The organism is Clostridium sp. KLE 1755, assembly GCF_000466465.2.
Taxonomy (GTDB): domain Bacteria; phylum Bacillota; class Clostridia; order Lachnospirales; family Lachnospiraceae; genus Eisenbergiella; species Eisenbergiella porci.
This window is the reverse complement of record NZ_KE992666.1, coordinates 21,221-35,977: the sequence shown is the minus strand read 5'-3', so window position 1 is coordinate 35,977 and position 14,757 is coordinate 21,221. Positions and strand designations below refer to the sequence as shown.

The window sequence follows — 14,757 nt, the reverse complement described above, 5'->3', positions numbered from 1 at the left end:
CGTTCACCGTAGAAAACCAGGCGCCAGATTCCGCCTGCACGCACCGGCGCCAGGGCAGCCTGAAAATGGCTGAGGCTGCCGGTGTTTTATTTTTGGGATTTTTAAATCTTTTTCCATGTGTAACCTTTTGGCAGGGGGAAACATCTTATTAATGCAATTGCAGAAAAAAGGATCCGTGGCAAACGGCAGGAAAGGATAGGCGGATGGAACTTGAAATGTTGGTCAGAAGGGCGAAGAAAGGCGATAAGGATGCTTTTCTGGAATTGATGCTGCTTCATAAGGAATATCTGTACCGAACCGCTTTCTTATATACCAGAAATCAGGACATGGCCTGCGACGCGGTCCAGGAATGCATTGTCAAAAGCATGGAGGCTATAGGCCAGCTGAAAAAACCGGAGTTTTTCAAAAGCTGGATGACCAGAATCCTGATTAACTGCGCGCTGGCGGAGCTGCGCAGGAACCGCCGGTATGCAGAGGAACCGGAATGGGAATCGGAGGAATGGGCCCAGGAGGAGGCCCCGGTATCTGCGGAGGAAAAGATGGATTTGTACCGGGCCATCGATCGTCTGGATTATCCTTATAAAGTAATTATCATTCAGAAGTATTTCTTTGACTGCAAGCTGAATGATATTGCGGAACTTCTGGAAATGCCGTTGGGAACGGTTAAGGTTTATCATGCCAGGGCAAAAGAAAAGCTGAAGCGGTATCTGGAAAGCGGCTGAGCTTCGGCCCGGGCAGCGGTACATGAAAATTTTGATGGACACGGCCAGGCAGGCGTCTGGAGATGAGGAATGGATATGAAGAAAAATCAACATTTTAACCCCGGGGAAATATGGGAAAGCATAGAAGTGCCGGATAACCTTGACCTGCTGATTAAAAACAGCGTGGAAGAAGGGTATAAGCGTATGCAGGATAAGAAAAAAAGAACAGAAAAGTGGAGAGGAAAAAGGATGGCAGCAGCGGTGGGCATCGTGGTATTGGGCTGTGCCGCCGCCATACCGGTAAAGGCATTTGTAACATCTCTGGTGCAGGAACGGATGCAGCACATTCCTGCGGAAGAAATAAAAGAGGTGGAAAGCGTTATGGACAGCCAGGAGGTGAATGCGGACAGCTATTCCAGGGAGTATACGCAGACAGAGAAGGAAAGGTATGGGAATCTGTACAGAGCCTATCTCCAGGGAACTTTCCCGCAGGGGGAACTCAGACAGGAGCAGACGCAGAAAAAGGAGACGGCGGATTCGCTTTATTATGCCAGGGATACCTCAACCTTCTATCTGCCCGAGCGCGAACTTACGGATGAAGAGCTGCTGCAGATCATAGAGTTTGAAACCAAAAGGGATTATGTGCTTTCCGAAAGAACGGAGCCGGCGGATATCACGGCGGAAGAAAAGCAGGCCAGGGAACAGATCGCGGAAAGCGGCGGGATTACCGAAGAAAAGGCAATTGCGCTGGGAACCGAATGGCTTCATAATCTGTATGGCGTGTCCGAAAAGGGGATGGAACTGAACCATTATCTGAATACAGATATGGGGGCTGATGGAAAAGGCGTCTATAATGTGAACTTCAGCGTACGCAGCACGGAATACTATTATTTCTATTTTGATCCACAGGACGGAACTCTGCTGGGGGCTTCCAGCAGCCTGGCCGCGGATATGGATGCGGATGCCGTAAGTTACGCTGTGTTGGAAGGAAAGATGGAGAAAATGTGTGAAACGGCAAAGGCTGTTTTATCAGGAAAACTTCAGAAGGAAGCAGAATATGAAAAAATCGTCTGTGCTTACAGGGATGAAAACGGATATCTGGGCAGCTTTAACAGAATTGCCTACTATTTTATCAGAAAGGATGGAAGCGCTTATAAGATCGCAATGAACGCCGCAAGAGAAGCATTCCTGGATTATGCATATATTGAGGATTATGGCGCATACATTCACGAACAGAATCCGCAGACGGCGGAAAAGAGTAAAAATCCGAATTCCGGGCAAGGAAAAACGGTTTATGTGGAAATAGGGAAATAAGGAAAGGTCCGGGAAGCGATTCCCGGGCCTTCCTTTATGGAAATATGCGGCGGCTGTCCGTACGGAGCGAAGTAGACAGGTTATCAGGGAGAACTGGAGGACATGCATTTGCATCTGAAACAGACTGTGAAACAAGTAATGTGGCGCAGAAACCGTCCGGGAATGACAATTGTAAAGTCTGCGATAATAGTGAGTAGATAAATTGACAAAATTTTTATAATCCGCTACACTGATGTAAACGCTTACATAAACGCAGGAATCAGTATTCACAATCAGAACCAGGGAGGTTTCAGCCATGGCGCAGGAGAAAGAAGAAAAAACAGCAGGCCAGGAAAAAGCGGAGAAAGGAAAAGGGAAAATTCATTTTTCCATAGACGATTTTTTTACAGCCTTTATTGACTTAACGGAAAACAGAAAAGAATATTCATCTTTATTTGAGCAGCCTGTATTTGCCTTTTTTAAACGGCTGCATCAGGATTATCAGGCGGTTTTTTCCTGCTTTTGTTTCTATGAAGAAGGCAAAGACGGAAGGAATCTGGCGCAGGTAACGGATGTTTTCCGGGAAGAGTTCCAGGAAAATTCAGACTGGCTGCGTTTCGGTTTTCATGGCCTGAACAGCGGGGCCAATTATGGCTCCACCCGGTTTCAGACGGGGGAGTGCAGGGCGGATTACCGGCAGGCGGGAGCGGATTATGAGAAAACGGTAAAGGAACTGGAACGGATCACCGGAGGGGGCCGGTGCATTGACCGGGTGCCGAGAATTCATTTTTATGCCGGGACAGCAGAGGCCTGCCGGGCCTGGATGGATGCCAGCTGTGGGATCCGGGGCCTGATTTCTGCGGAGGATGACAGAATCGCTTATTTCCATACGGAGGAACAGAGCAGGACGCTGCGGCAGCAGGATCGGCTGGATACGACTGGTTTGGGACTCACATTTTTCCGCACCAAGGTGCGGCTTGAAAATACAGAGGATATCGCCGCCTTTTTGGAAGATTTTGGCCGGCAGGAGAAAATGGAGGAGCTTCTTGTTTTCACCCATGAGCCATTTCTGGAGGAAGAGAGAATAAGGCAAATGTTCCGAAGCTGTGCGGCTTTTGCCAGGGAACGGGACTGGGGCTTTGGCTTCCCTGAAGACTGGCTGGAAAGGGAAGACGGAGGACATCGGCAAAAATATAAAATAATACTGTAAGTGGTTACATCGATATGAATACAATTCTTTACTGCAAATACGCAATAAATATTGACAAACTCACAGCAATTAGATACTATCTATGTAAGCACTTACATAAATATATGCTATAGAAAACTGTTGTAAAAAACAAGAATAAAAGAGGAAAAATCATGTTGGAAAATCTTAAGAAAGAATTTCTGCAGCCGTCGGAGGAATTCACACCCATTCCCTTCTGGTTCTGGAATGATTATCTTACTGAAGAAGAGCTGGACCGGCAGATGCTTGCCTTTAAGGAAAAAGGGGTGGACGGGTTTGTAATTCATCCCCGTCTGGGACTGCCGGAGGAAATCGGTTATCTGACGGATACCTATTTTCATTACGTCCGTTATGCGGTGAAGCGCGCTTCCCAGCTGCATATGAAAGTTGTGCTTTATGATGAGGCCATGTATCCTTCCGGATCCTGTCACGGACAGGTGGTCAGGGAGAACCCGGCGTTTGCTTCCCGGGGACTTCGCATGAGTGATCGGGAATCGGCGGAGGAAGGGGAGCTTCTTATTGCCGCCGTGAAGCGGGAGGGAAAGACCTGGTATTTTTGGGAAGGCCCTTCCGGCGGTACCATCCGGGGCGTTCATTATGGAGAAGACGATGGAGAAGCGGGGGCGCCGGCCAGTGCGGATCTGATGAATCCGGAAGCAGTGGCCTTATTCCTGCAGCTTACCCACGAACGCTATTATCAGGAACTTAAGGAATATTTCGGGAATACCATTATTGGGATTTTTACTGACGAACCGAATATCCTGGGGCGCTGCAGTAAAGAGGGAATGATTGCCTGGAGCGGGAATTTCCTGGAGGATTTTTACAGGCAGGGAGGAAATGAGCAGGATTTATACCTGCTGTTTGCAGATACGGATTCCTCTGAGGGCAGACGCGCAGGTGAACGCTACAAAAGGGCGGTTTATGAAAGAATGTCCCGGGCCTATTACAGGCAGATAGCGGACTGGTGCGCGGCGCACGGCGTGGCGATGACCGGGCATCCGGAGAAATCTACGGATATCGGGTATTTACAGCATTTCACGATTCCCTGTCAGGATATTGTGTGGCGTTATGTTGCACCGGAAGAGGAAAAAGCGATCACAGGCGAACACAGTACCATGGGAAAATGCAGCTCCGATTCCGCCAGGCACCGTGGAAAAAGGCGGAACGGGAACGAATGCTTCGGCTGCTGCGGCGCGCCGGAGGATCCTTACCGTTTTACCATGGAGGATATGAAATGGTATCTGGACTGGCTGTTTGTCAGAGGCGTCAACATGATTTTCCCTCATGCTTTTTATTATTCCCTGCGGGACAGGCGAAAGGAGGAAAGGCCGCCGGAGGTGGGCATGCACAGCAGCTTCTGGGAGGATTACCATATTGCTTCGGATTACATCAAGCGTATGTGCGGCCTGCTTACGGATTCCGTCAATCAGGCGAAGGTAGCAGTGTTATGCCGCAGCGAGGAGCTTTCCTGGGAAATCGCAAAGCCCCTGTTTGAAAATCAGATAGAGTTCAATTATCTGGAAGAGGAGCTTCTGCCTTCCTGCAGGATAGAAAACGGCTGTGTGCTAATCCGGCAGCAGCGTTATCCTGTGGTTATTACAGACGGAAAGGATACGCCGGAAACCAGGGATTTTCTCCGCCGGCTGGAGGAAAGCGGAGGAACTGTCCTTGTCTGGAATGCGGCCCTGACCGCTCAGAAAATCAGAGAGGCCGTAAAACCGGCGGAAACCTTCCTGCCTCCCGCCAGGGATCTTCGATGCACCTGCCTGAGAAAAGAAGGGACAGAGTTTTTGTTTCTGGTAAATGAGGGGGAAAATTCTGTTACCACAAGCCTGCGGCTGGAAGACGGCCATATCTGCCAGATCTGGGATGCCTGGAACGGTACAATAAAGCAGCTGGAGCTTCCTGTGCAGGAGATGAGGCTGTCGTTGGGACAAAGGGAAAGCCTCATCCTGGTAACGGACAGGGGCGAATAAGGGCTGGACGAAGAGCCGTTTCAACGTACAAAGAAAAAAGAATAATTCATGCAGTATCGCAGGCCCGCCTGCGATATGCAGGAGGGATAATATGAAGCAGACAGATACAGTCAGACGGGAAGCTGCCCGGATAGAAAAGATATACAGCGTAACCACCGAAGATTCCGTTACTCTTTACTGGGAGAAGCCGGAAGGTGCGGCGGATTGCGAATACCGGATTTCCTGCGGGGAGGAACAAAAGGGAATTACCGATAAAACACATATAACCATTGACGGGCTGGAAGCAGAAACCGAATATATATTCCAGGTAGAAGCGGTGGACAGGGGCGAAAAGCTGTCCTCCCTTCTGCTTCAAAGCAGCAGGGTGAGGATGCCCTCCCTTCTTCCGCAAAGCTGCAGAGTAAGGACGGGGAAGAAGAAGGAGCGGCTGGATGTGACGAAGCCCCCTTATAATGCTGTGGGAAACGGCGCTGTCATGGATACCAGAGCGTTGCAGCAGGCCATTGATGACTGCGGCGATGGACAGGCGGTTTATCTTCCGGCAGGGGTATATCTTACAGGAGCGCTTCGGCTGCATAGTGATATGGAACTGTACCTGGAAGAAAATGCGGTGCTGCAGGGCACGGACCGGGTGGAAGATTATCTGCCCCGGATCTGGAGCCGTTTTGAAGGCACGGAGCTGGAATGCTACAGCAGCCTGCTGAACCTGGGAGAACTGGATCATGACGGCGGCTATCGCTGCCAAAATGTGGTAATAAGAGGAAAAGGGACCATTGCCAGCGGCGGAAGAATCCTGGCGGAACGGGTAATCGCTTCCGAGCGCGAGCGCCTGAAGGACTATCTGGCTTCCCTGGGAGAGAAAATAAAGGAATGTGAAAAACCGGAAACCATACCCGGCAGGGTACGCCCCCGCCTGATCAATATGAGCAACTGCAGGAATGTGGTTCTTTCCGGTGTGACTTTGAAAAACGGCGCCAGCTGGAATGTACATATGATTTATTCGGACAGCATCGTAACCCATGACTGTTCCTTTTATTCCGAAGGCGTATGGAACGGGGACGGCTGGGATCCGGATTCCTCCTCCAACTGCACCATATTTAACTGCACCTTTTATACGGGAGATGACTCCATAGCCATTAAATCAGGAAAAAACCCGGAAGGAAACCAAATCGGCCGCCCCAGTGAACATATCCGGATTTTTGACTGCAGATGTGCCTTTGGCCATGGGATCACCATCGGCAGCGAGATGTCCGGAGGCGTTGACGACGTGCGCATCTGGGACTGTGATATGAGCCATTCCATGTGCGGGATTGAGATTAAGGGAACAAAGAAACGGGGCGGTTATGTACGCAATGTCCATGTGGAGGATTGTGCTGCCGCCCGCATCCTGTTCCATTCGGTGGGATATAATGATGACGGCATTGGGCATCCGGTGCCTCCTGTCTTTGAAAACTGCAGCTTTGAACGGCTGCGCATCCTGGGAGAATACTACGGCGACGGCAGGGAGTGGATTCCCTGCGAGGCCATTGAACTGTGCGGCTTTGACGTACCGGGGCATGAATTGAAAAATATCGTGTTCCGGGATATCCGCATCGGCAGCGAAAGGGAGAGCAGGAAGCAGACTCTTTCCCTGCAGTGCTGTGAAAATATTACGTTTGAAAGGTTGCAATGCATTTAGCCACGCTGCACCGGAGTTTTCCGGTTGGGCAGTTGCAGCGGTAATGCCTTTATTCAGCGGCTCCTCCGGTTGAGGAGCCGTTTATACGTGGCGTCCATGCCCAAAGCCCCCAAAGGAGCGGTGATCAGAATGGAAAGCACGGCCACGGAGAGAACCAGCTTTCCGCAGGGAAGGCCCAGGGCCAGGGGGACGGAGCCGATTGCCGCCTGGACGGTGGCCTTGGGAAGATAAGCGATGACGCAGAACAGCCGTTCCTTCCGGTTAAGCTTTGTCCCCAGCAAGCACAAAAGTACGCCGGCGGAACGCAGGGCGAGGGCAAGGAAAATCATGAGAACCGCTCCCAGCCCGGCGCCCAGCGTATAGCGTATATCCACGGCTGCGCCCACAAGGACGAAAAGGATGACCTCTGCGGCCAGCCAGAGCTTTCCGAATTTTTCCGCCAGCCGTCTGGTTACGAAGGTTTCACTTTTTAACTGAAGGACACAGGCCATGCTCATGACGGCCAGCAGGCCGGAGAAGGGCAGCGTCCCCTCAAGCCAGGTTTCCAGTGCGACCAGCAGAAAGGAAATCCCCAAAACGATAATCACCTTCATGCTGTTGCGCACATATCGTTCTTTTGCATACTGCGATTCAAAAAAGAGAGCCAGCAGCCAGCCCGTCAGCGCGCCGCCTGCAATGCCAAGCAGGATGGATATGGGAATACCGGCAAAATCCATGGCGGATACGGCGCCGCCCTGGGCCATGCCCGTGAAGGTGGAAAACAGGACGATAACAAATACGTCATCCAGGGAAGCCCCGGCCAGAATCAGCTGGGGAATCCCCTTATCGGTGCCGTAGCCGGTTTCCATCAGCTGCACCATTTTAGGCACGACCACGGCCGGGGAAACTGCTCCCAGCACTGCGCCCAGGATGGCGGCTTCCAGTAAAGTGACGCCAAGGATCCCTGGCGCCAGCAGGACAAAAGCCAGGATTTCAAAAACGGCGGGGAGGAAAGCCATAAGCACCGCGGGCCTTCCCACCTCCTTTAATTCACTGATATCCAACGAAAGGCCAGCCTTAATCAGAATGATGACCAGAGCCATTTCCCTTAAATCAGAAGAGATGCTGAGAATGGAGCCGTCAAGAAAATCCAGCACATAAGGCCCTAAAAGGATTCCGGTAGCCAGCATACCGATGATACGGGGCAGGCGTATCCGCTGGCAGATGGACGCGGCGGCCAGCCCCACCAGAAAAATAAGTGCGAGTGATGTAAGCATAAAAAATTCCTCCCTGAAGAATGTCAGATTACGGGTCTTTACCCGGCAGCAAAAAAAGCCAATGACCCTGTGAAAAAAATCACAGAAGTCATCAGCTTTATCAGCGGTTTTGGCAATAGCCATGGGAGAACTTCATTCCCGGACCTTATTGTAGCATGGGGAAAAAGGAAAAGCAAGGCTTCCTTTAAAATCCGTAAATTTCCCCATACTTTTTATTGAAATAGGACAGCAGCGGCGCTGCGGAAATTTCACAGCCGCATACCCTCTGCACCGCCTGGCGGGAATTGTACAGGCTTCCGTAACGGTGGATTTTTTCATTGAGCCAGGCGGTAATTTCCTTTACCCGGCCTTCCGCAAGGATGGGATCCAGGCTTCCCAGCTCCTTTTCTATCTGATTTAAGAACATGCCGCCGTAAATGGAGCCCAGCAGATAGGAAGGGAAGTAGCCGAAGGAACCGTCGGACCAGTGCATATCCTGCAGAATGCCCTCCGCATCGTTGGCAGGACGGATGCCAAGCAGCTCTTCCATTTTATCATTCCAAAGCTCCGGCAGCGTGTCTGTGGCGGCATGGTCACGGAAAATTGCCTTTTCCATTTCATAGCGCAGGATAATGTGAAGGCAGTAGGTCACCTCGTCCGCCTCCGTCCGGATGAAGCTGGGACGGACATCATTGATCGCCCGGCAGAAAACATCAAAGGGAACGGTCTGAAACTGAGGAAGAAGTTCTCCCAGCTGTCTGTAAACCGGCTTCCAGAAATTTGGATTCCGGCCCAGGATGTTTTCAAAGAAACGGGACTGGCTTTCATGCAGGCCCATCAGGTTCACCTGCTCCACTGCAGTATTCACAAAAACAGGATCGATATTCTGCTCAAAAATAGCGTGCCCTCCCTCATGGATGGCACTGAAAATGGCGGATAACGGGGCATCCTCAAGATAATGGTTCGTGGTCCGGATATCCCCGTGGCATATGCCCATAGTGAAGGGATGCTCGCTTTCTGCCACAGCGCCTCCGTCGAAATCAAAGCCGATATAGGAAAGCAGCATATTCTGCACTTTTTTCTGGGCGTCAATGTCGTAATGGCCTTCAAGCGCCGACAGATCCGGCCTGCCCGCAGCAGCTATTTTGGAAAGCAGCGGCAGCAGCCCTTCCTTCATTTCATCAAAAATCCGGTCGATGGTGGCGCTGTCCATCCCTTCCTCGTACATATCAAGCAGCACCTCATAGACATCTTTTTCCGGTTCCATGTATCCCACGTACTGCCTGGTCATGGAAATCATTTTATCCAGCCAGGGAGAAAAGAGAGAGAAATCCCCGGCCCGCTTTGCTTCCTCCCACATCTTTTCCGATCGCGCGGAGGTGGTCACATAATCCGTATAAAATTCCTGGGGAACGCGCTGAAAGCGTTGATAATCCCGTAAACCGCGCTTTACCGTCAGCTGCATCCCTTCATCCAGCTGCGCAAAAAGCTCCGGACGGGAAAGCTCCTGCAGCATATCCCCATATTCCTCTGAGGTGGAAAGCTTGAAGGACTCGGTGGAAAAGAAGCCCAGGGCTTCCAGCTTGCTTTCTACTCCCTTTTTGGGAGCCATGGTCTGCAGATCCCAGTTAAGCAGACATACTGCCTGCTCATACTGCCTCATTTTTTTGAGATGTTCCTTAAATTTATCCAGTGTCTGATTCATAAGTGCCTCCTTTACAATGCTGTTGCTTCTTACAGTATACCAGCGCAGGGAGGCTGGGACAAGAAGAACAGTGACGGCAGAAGGACAAATCGTCAGTAGACGTTACTGTCATGGAATGAGCGGTAATCTGTGAACAGTGACCAGCCCGGGGGTAAGCGCAGGCGGGAAATAAGATTACATTGCGTTTTGCACAGGACTTCTGTATAATATAAAATAAAACATAATGTTTTACTGATCAACTGTAAAAAGGGCGGCGGCCGCTTCGCCGTGAAGGTGCGGCTGAGAAGGTAAAATGGATGTAGGCGGGCAAAACAGCGTGAATTGGGGTAAAGAGCATAAAAACAAACAGGAAGAATCCTGGAGTCTGGCCTGCCGTATCACGCACAGTCATTAGAATGAGCATGATGCGGAGTGGATCACGACTCTTTTTTTGCTGTAGTTTTCCGGGTTTAAAACAGGAAAAGAGGAAGAATAGGAAACGATGCTGCCCCCGGTGGATAGATTGCTATTGACATGCAGTTACAGAGAGGATAAACGGATGAATATTCAAATGACGGCAGGGGAGGCGCTGCAGGCATTCTGCCGGGCCTGGTTTGTGGAACGGGATGTGGAGGCGGCTATGGCCTTTATCAGGGAAGACGTGGATTTTGTGGGCACCGGGATCGGAGAGTCAGCACGGGGCAGGGATGAGATGCTTTCCTACCTCAGACAGGATATGCTGGAGATTCCGGAGCCGTTTACACTGCTTCTTACGGAGATAAATGAACAGGTTATAGCGGAGCATGTGCGTAACCTGTCTGCGGAGGTTACTCTGAAAAATTCTGTGTATACCTGGCATGTACGCGGTTTCTTTACCATGGTAATGGAGGGGGAGGGCTGGAAGCTCCAGAGCTTCCACTTTGCCGAGCCTGCCGGCAGCCAGCGGGGGACGGAGCATTACCCGAAGACTTTGGTTATGGAGAATACCATTCGGCAGAGACAGGAGCTTTTGAATGAGTCCCTGCCCGGCGGTATGATGGGCGGCTACATAGAGGAAAACTTTCCGTTTTATTTCGTCAACCGCAGGATGCTGAATTACCTGGGCTATGCGGACGAGGCCGAATTCGTAGAGGATATTGAAGGCTGCGTTTCCAACTGTATGCATCCCGAGGATCGGGATATGGTGGAACGGGCAGTGATGGAGCAGCTGGCAGAGGATGTTGAATATGTGGTGGAATACCGCATGAAAAAAAAGGATGGTTCTTACATCTGGGTTCATGACATGGGACGCAGAGTAATGGCTGAAGACGGGAGGCCTGCGATCATATCGGTCTGCATGGATATTACGGCACAGAAGCGTGCGCAGGCGGAAGTGCTCAACCTGTATAACAACATTCCAGGAGCGGTGTTCCGGTGCCGGTTTGATGCTGATTTTTCCGTAATTGACGCCAATGACGGGCTGTTTGAATTCCTGGGGTTCAGCAGGGAAGAATTCGCAGTCATGGGAAACAGGATGTCAGCCGTCATTTATCCTGAGGATTTCGATATCATGGCCGACAAGCTCAGGGAGCAGCTGAAAACAGGAAATACCATACATAACGAAAACCGCCTGATCTGCAGGGACGGAAGTGTAAAATGGATTTCCATCAAGGCGCAGCTGTTTACGGAAGAAGATGGAGAGCAGTATTTTTATTGTGTTTTTGTAGATATAACGGATGAAAAACAGCTGCAGCAGAGAGTGCTGAATCTGTATGAAAAGGAGCTGTCTTATTTTGCAGAGGTGTCTTCTGCGGAGGGAAGCATTCAGGGAAGCCTGAATGTGACTCAGGGGAGGCTGGAAACCTACGTTTCAACTTCGGAAATGGCGGTGGCCCATATCGGGGATTCCTATGAGGATACTATCCTCAGCCTGGAGCGATCAGCCATGGATCCGGAAATGGGGAAAAGGATTGGAAGCACTCTGGAACGGGAGAAGGTGCTGGCCGATTATGCCAACGGAAAAACGGATTATCACTTTGAATTCCTCCGCAGAAGCAACACCGGAAGCAGCTTCTGGGAGAGTACGAAGCTGCGCTCCTTCAGGAATCCGGAGAGCGGGGATGTGCTTCTGTTTTTCTATACCATAGATATTACGGAGCAAAAGCTTCAGGAGCAGCTGCTGAAAAGAATTGCGAAGCTGGATTATGACAGCATAACCGAAGTGGACGTCCTGCAGGGAACCCACAGGCCGGTTTCCATAGACGGCGGCGGGCGGAACATACTTCCTGCGGAAGGAGGTTTCCAGGAGGAGCTGCACAGGTTTGCCGATGCCTATATGAACGAACCTGCGAAAACGGAATATCTGAACCAGCTGGATTTCTCCAATATGGAAAGGCAGCTGAAGGAAAAGGATTCCTACACCTTCCTTGTGGAGATGAAGGATGAAAAAGGGGAGCTGCGCATTAAGCGGTTTGAGGTTTTCTATATCAGCCAGGAACTGAAAAGAATCTGCATCGCCCGTACGGATGTGACTGATGTGGTGCGTCAGGAACAGCGTCAGAAGGAGGAGCTGGCGGCCGCCCTGGTTGCAGCGGAGCAGGCAAACGCGGCAAAGTCGGACTTCCTTTCCCGCATGAGCCATGAAATCCGTACCCCAATGAATGCAATTATCGGCATGAGCACCATTGCCGCCCAGTCGATCGGGGATGATGAACAGGTGGAGGACTGCATTTCAAAAATAGGAATTTCCTCCCGTTTCCTTTTGTCCCTGATAAATGATATCCTGGATATGAGCCGTATTGAAAGCGGGAAAATGCTGCTGAAAAATGAAAAGATACCCACGGAGGAATTCCTGGTAGGCATCAATTCCATCTGCTACGGACAGGCGGAGGCCAAGGGCGTGGAGTATGAATGTATTGTGGACCCGGTGCTGGACGATTATTATATCGGGGATGCCATGAAGCTGCAGCAGGTGCTGATCAATATTTTAAACAATGCCATCAAATTTACCGGCGAGGGCGGTAAGGTGACCTTTTCCGCATCCCAGCGCAGGAAAACAAAAAATGACGCCATGCTCCGTTTCATTGTCAATGACACAGGAGTGGGGATGGGCGATGATTTTATTCCGCATATATTTGAACCCTTTTCCCAGGAATCCACAGGAACCACCTCCCTTTACGGAGGCACGGGGCTGGGGCTTGCCATTTCGAAAAATATCGTGGATATGATGGACGGGAAGATTACCGTACGCTCCATAAAGGGAATCGGCACGGAATTCATAGTGGATGTAAAGCTGGGGATTACCGAGGAAGAAAAGCTGCGCCATAACCAGAAAAAGCATGATTTTAATTTTTCCCATCTGAAAACGCTGGTGGTGGACGACGATGTGGCCGTCTGTGAAAGCGCGGTAATGACCCTGCATGAAATGGGCATCAGCGCCGAATGGGTGGACAGCGGCCGGAAGGCTGTTGAGCAGGTGAATACGCTTTGGAGCCAGAACCGTTATTATGATATGATTCTTATTGACTGGAAGATGCCGGACATGGACGGTATCGAAACCGCCAGGAGGATTCGGAGCATAGTAGGTCCGGAGGTGACCATCATCATCATGACGGCCTATGACTGGATTTCCATTGAACATGAAGCCAAGCTGGCCGGCGTTAATCTGCTGATGAGCAAGCCCATGTTTAAGTCCTCACTGGTTTCCGCGTTCACCAAAGCATTGGGGGAAAAGGAAGAGCAGGAAGAAAAGACACAGGTCATTGATTATGATTTTACCGGAAAACGGGTGCTGCTTGCAGAGGACAACCAGATTAACACCGAGGTGGCGGTGATGCTTCTGGAAAGCAAGGGCTTTACGGTGGATACCGCGGAGAACGGACTGCGGGCCATGGAAATGTTCAGCAAGTCCCCGGAAGGCTATTATAATGTTATCCTCATGGATATCCGCATGCCTCTGATGGACGGCCTTACGGCGGCAACGAACATCAGGCATCTGAGCAATGCAGATGCCGCGGCAATTCCCATCATTGCAATGACGGCTAATGCCTTTGATGACGATATTGAAAAGAGCAAGGCGGCGGGTATGAATGCCCATCTGGCCAAGCCCATTGAACCGGAGCGTATGTTCCAGACGCTTTATGATTTTATTTTTGGAAAAGAAGATTATTAGTAACAGGCAGCGAAAAGAGCCGGGATTCAGGCTTCACGGAATCCCGGCTCTTTTCATGCGGCCGCTGCGCATCTGCGGCTACGGCTGATTGTCCCGGATGATAAAATGGTTCTTGTTTACCTTAAGAAGCCCGTCCTTCTGCATTTTACCCAGCTCATTGGACAGGGCGCTGCGGTCCACGCTCAGATAATCTGCCAGCTGCTGGCGGTTGAAGGGAATCGTGAATTCACTGCTTCCCTGGGAGGACGCCTGGAAGGAAAGGTAGGACAGAAGCCTTCCGCGGATTGATTTGGGAGAGGTATGGAAAATCCTGCGGGAAAGAATCAGATTTTTCTGTGCCGAGATGGTGAGCAGGTTCCGGATCAGCCTGCCGTGATACTCACAGGCGCCGGGGCAGGTTTGCAGCACTCTGGCGGCGTTCAGGAACAGGATTTCGGAGTTTTCCGAGGCAGTTACGCTTACCTGCATGGGCTCTCCTGGGATGCAGGCATAGGTTTCCGCAAAAATCATGCCCTCCCCCACGCTGTCCAGCAGGCTTTTATTCCCCCAGTGATCGTCATTTTCTATCTGCACACGGCCGGAAAGCACCAGTCCGATTGCATCCACCGGTTCGCCGGCATGATAAACAGTACTTCCTTTTATATAGTGCTTCTGTTCTGCGCCAAGGCAGGAAAGCATTGCCTTGATTTCTTCTTCCGTATTTCCCCGGAATAACAGAGTTTTTGACAAAAATTTATAATTCAAAAAAATTTCCTCCATTTGTTGTTTTAACAACATACATGTTGGAAGGATTGTATTATACTTACTCCAGA

9 protein-coding genes and 1 riboswitch are annotated in these 14,757 nt (G+C 50.6%); of the genes, 6 read left to right on the top strand and 3 right to left on the bottom strand.

Features of this window, described 5'->3' with window-relative positions; genetic code table 11:
- Nucleotides 1-203: 203 nt before the first annotated feature.
- The 5 genes from HMPREF1548_RS04370 (at nt 204) to HMPREF1548_RS04350 (ending at nt 6,876) form a co-directional block, all read left to right on the top strand.
- Nucleotides 204-722: a sigma-70 family RNA polymerase sigma factor gene (locus HMPREF1548_RS04370; RefSeq protein WP_021634571.1), complete on the top strand. Its 519-nt coding sequence runs from the start codon at nt 204-206 to the stop codon at nt 720-722.
- Between the two features lie 75 nt (nt 723-797).
- Nucleotides 798-2,015: a hypothetical protein gene (locus HMPREF1548_RS04365; protein WP_055725863.1), complete on the top strand. Its 1,218-nt coding sequence runs from the start codon at nt 798-800 to the stop codon at nt 2,013-2,015.
- Between the two features lie 295 nt (nt 2,016-2,310).
- Entirely contained in the window at nt 2,311-3,204 is an 894-nt protein-coding gene (locus HMPREF1548_RS04360; protein WP_021634568.1) for a hypothetical protein, read from the top strand.
- Nucleotides 3,205-3,356: 152 nt separating this feature from the next.
- Complete coding sequence (locus tag HMPREF1548_RS04355; RefSeq protein ID WP_021634567.1) at nt 3,357-5,198, top strand: glycosyl hydrolase; 1,842 nt, start codon at nt 3,357-3,359, stop codon at nt 5,196-5,198.
- A 91-nt stretch (nt 5,199-5,289) separates the two neighbouring features.
- Nucleotides 5,290-6,876, top strand: a complete 1,587-nt coding sequence (locus tag HMPREF1548_RS04350; RefSeq protein ID WP_021634566.1) for a glycosyl hydrolase family 28 protein — start codon at nt 5,290-5,292, stop codon at nt 6,874-6,876.
- A gap of 53 nt (nt 6,877-6,929) precedes the next feature.
- Here HMPREF1548_RS04350 and HMPREF1548_RS04345 read toward each other — a convergent pair whose 3' ends face one another.
- Nucleotides 6,930-8,132 carry a cation:proton antiporter gene (locus tag HMPREF1548_RS04345; protein WP_035321027.1) on the bottom strand — a complete coding sequence of 401 codons (1,203 nt, stop codon included), beginning with the start codon at nt 8,130-8,132 and terminating at the stop codon, nt 6,930-6,932.
- 75 nt (nt 8,133-8,207) lie between these two features.
- A riboswitch (Fluoride riboswitch) is annotated at nt 8,208-8,281 on the bottom strand.
- Between the two features lie 35 nt (nt 8,282-8,316).
- Nucleotides 8,317-9,816: a carboxypeptidase M32 gene (locus HMPREF1548_RS04340; protein ID WP_021634564.1), complete on the bottom strand. Its 1,500-nt coding sequence runs from the start codon at nt 9,814-9,816 to the stop codon at nt 8,317-8,319.
- Nucleotides 9,817-10,354: 538 nt separating this feature from the next.
- Between HMPREF1548_RS04340 and HMPREF1548_RS04335 the strand changes: the two genes are divergently transcribed.
- Nucleotides 10,355-13,945 (top strand): response regulator, encoded by a 3,591-nt coding sequence (locus HMPREF1548_RS04335; protein WP_035321017.1) that lies wholly within the window; start codon nt 10,355-10,357, stop codon nt 13,943-13,945.
- A 78-nt stretch (nt 13,946-14,023) separates the two neighbouring features.
- On the opposite strand, the gene HMPREF1548_RS04330 is transcribed toward HMPREF1548_RS04335, so the two are convergent.
- Nucleotides 14,024-14,689: a Crp/Fnr family transcriptional regulator gene (locus tag HMPREF1548_RS04330; protein WP_025489520.1), complete on the bottom strand. Its 666-nt coding sequence runs from the start codon at nt 14,687-14,689 to the stop codon at nt 14,024-14,026.
- Between the last annotated feature and the right edge of the window lie 68 nt (nt 14,690-14,757).